We start from the raw sequence: 2262 nt of genomic DNA on the forward strand, positions 1-2262 counted from the left end.
GTCATAAAGCTCTTTAATGTTATGGATAATTCTTTCTTCCATTTCTTGGGCGGCTTTTTTCGTAAAAGTAAGCGTTAAAATACTAGAAGGTTTTGCTCCTAAAAGCAGTAGATTTAGATAGCGCATTGTAAGCTGATAAGTCTTTCCACTCCCAGCACTTGCGCTTAAGCACAAAAGCGGATATTGCATAAATTCCTCCGAAAATTTGCAATTATAACACTAAAAAGAAAAGTTGCCAAATCCTTATAAAGTTGATTGACATAAGCTAAAGTTTTATTATATAATAAGCTAAAAGTTTTAAATATTTTTCAAGGAAATAAAATGTCAAAAAGTCTTTATGAAACACTTGAAGTCTCTCAAGACGCAAGCAGTGAAGAAATCAAAAAATCTTATCGTCGCTTAGCAAGAAAATACCACCCAGATATTAATAAAGATGCAGGAGCAGAAGAAAAATTCAAAGAAATTAATGCTGCTTATGAGATTCTAAGCGACGCAAATAAACGCAAACAATACGACCAATTTGGAGATTCTATGTTTGGCGGACAAAATTTCCACGATTTTGCTCGCGGACAAGGCAATGTGAATTTAGACGATATTTTAAGTCAAATTTTTAGTGGAGGATTTGGGGGTTTTGGAGGAGCAAATTTTGGCAATGCAAGCTTTGGCGGATTTAGCAATGGCGGGTTTGACTTCAGTCATTCGGGCTTTAAAAACACGCGAAATCAACCCAACTTAGACCTCAATGCACAAGTTACAATTCCTTTTACCACCGCGATTTTAGGAGGCAAACACAGCGTAAATGTGCAAAGCAAGAATTACGATATTAAGATTCCAGCGGGCATTAAAAATGGAGAAACGATTCGCCTAAAGGGCAAGGGGCAAACAATGGGCGCACAAAGCGGAGATTTACTACTTAAAGTCAGTGTCGCGCCTCATCCACAATACACACAAGAAGGCGATGATTTGACAAAAAAATTTGATTTGCCGCTCAAAATTGCATTGTTTGGTGGCAAAATTGAAATTGAAACCTTGCAAAAAACCATTACCCTAAAAATCCCAAAAAATACTAAAAACTCCCAGCGATTCCGCGTGAAAGAACTCGGTGCAATAAATCGCAAGACAAAAATTTATGGTGATTTATATTTAGAGGCAAACATTATTTTGCCCGATTGCGATTCTATGCCCAACGAACTCAAAGACGCACTAGAGAAATACTTATAAGGAGATTTTATGTATAGTTATGATGAACCGGTTTATTTAATCAGCGTTGTAGCCAAGATTCTAGCAATCCACCCACAAACCTTGCGACAATATGAGCGTGAGGGGTTAGTAGAACCGGGTAGAACAGATGGCAAAATGCGCCTTTACTCCCAACGCGACATTGACAAAATCAAAATGATTTTACGCTTGACGCGAGATTTGGGAGTCAATCTTGCAGGAGTGGATATTATTTTGCGTCTTAAAGATAAGCTAGACGAGCAGGATAAAGAGATTGAAGAGTTACATCTTAGCCTAGAAAAGCTCAAAGCCAATCAGCCGAGTAAATCTGTCGTCAAAAAACAAAGCTCCTATGAAGTCATTATCTTTAAAGACCGCTAAAACTTACGAATCTTGGAATCCGTAGGTTAGCGATTCCAATTCTTAATAAGATTTTGAACATTTTGCACAATATTTCCTCGCCAAATACTGCTAATACACGCCGCTATTTGTGCTTCTTTCAATTGTGCGATATTTTGTGCATTAATCCCACCAATCGCACAAGTTGGAACAGAATCGGACAGCATAGAAAATTGCTTAAATAAATTTAAATCTATTCTTTTAGCCTGCGGTTTGGTAGGAGAGCAAAAGCAAGCCCCAAAGGCAACATAATCTGCCCCTGCTTCAGTCGCTGCTTTAGCCAATTCCAAGCTTCCATAACACGAGACACCCAAGATTCCACGATAATCTGCGCGAATTTGACGCAATTCCTCTAAGGTATAAGGTGTGTCGTCTGCCTTTTTTCCAATGTGCAAAGCCCCAACCTTAAGATTTATCGCCAATTCTACTCTATCATTCAATACAAAAACCACATTGGAATCCTTGCAAATCTGCTCCAATTTGGGACAAAGTTCTGCTACTTGTTCATCACGACTTTCTTTATCGCGTAGTTGAAATAATGCGATTCCGCCTTTAATAGCAGCTTGCAAAGATTGCTCCAATTTATCTTTTGGCGTCAAAAGCGTATCGCTAATTGCATAGATTCCTTTTAGCATTATTCTATTC

The 2262-nt window shown here is 38.2% G+C and carries 4 protein-coding genes; 2 read left to right on the forward strand and 2 right to left on the reverse strand.

What is annotated here, in order from left to right:
* A partial coding sequence (locus K2N75_RS02285) for a UvrD-helicase domain-containing protein (protein ID WP_300119888.1) occupies window positions 1-189 on the reverse strand: 189 nt, incomplete at its 3' end.
* 132 nt (window positions 190-321) lie between these two features.
* On the opposite strand from K2N75_RS02285, the gene K2N75_RS02290 reads away from it, so the two are divergent.
* Window positions 322-1221: a DnaJ C-terminal domain-containing protein gene (locus K2N75_RS02290; protein WP_300119890.1), complete on the forward strand. Its 900-nt coding sequence runs from the start codon at window positions 322-324 to the stop codon at window positions 1219-1221.
* Between the two features lie 9 nt (window positions 1222-1230).
* Window positions 1231-1599: a helix-turn-helix transcriptional regulator gene (locus K2N75_RS02295; protein ID WP_300119892.1), complete on the forward strand. Its 369-nt coding sequence runs from the start codon at window positions 1231-1233 to the stop codon at window positions 1597-1599.
* Between the two features lie 26 nt (window positions 1600-1625).
* Here the strand turns inward: K2N75_RS02295 and thiE are convergent.
* The coding region (gene thiE, locus K2N75_RS02300) for a thiamine phosphate synthase (protein WP_363318418.1) at window positions 1626-2262 on the reverse strand (637 nt) is incomplete at its 5' end.

Origin of the sequence: Helicobacter sp. (assembly GCF_029067145.1) — a bacterium.
Taxonomy (GTDB): domain Bacteria; phylum Campylobacterota; class Campylobacteria; order Campylobacterales; family Helicobacteraceae; genus Helicobacter_D.